Raw genomic sequence first — 277 nt, 5'->3', positions numbered from 1 at the left:
GTGCTTGTGGTACCACATCCACGCTTCCGGATTGATCGGCTCGCCGACCGTGCCGATGATGCGCAGGCTCGACAGGTCGTAACTCTTCGGGTGGACCTTGTCGTCGGCCTCGGCGGCCTTGATCAGCGAACGGATCGCGGTCGGCGCGGTGTAGAACACCGTGACCTTGTGATCGCCGATCATCTTCCAGAAGCGGCCGGCGTCCGGATAGGTCGGCACGCCCTCGAACACGACCTGCGTGCCGCCGCACGCGAGCGGGCCGTACGTGATGTACGTA

Annotated in this window: 1 protein-coding gene; it reads right to left on the bottom strand. The window is 64.6% G+C overall.

The window, feature by feature from the left end; translation table 11 throughout:
* On the bottom strand, positions 1-277 hold a 277-nt coding region (locus NQV17_RS37910; protein ID WP_257776176.1), incomplete at both ends, for an AMP-binding protein.

The organism is Burkholderia sp. SCN-KJ, assembly GCF_024656005.1.
Lineage (GTDB): Bacteria > Pseudomonadota > Gammaproteobacteria > Burkholderiales > Burkholderiaceae > Burkholderia.
The sequence above is the reverse complement of the archived record's forward strand: the minus strand, read 5'-3'. Positions and strand labels throughout refer to the sequence as shown.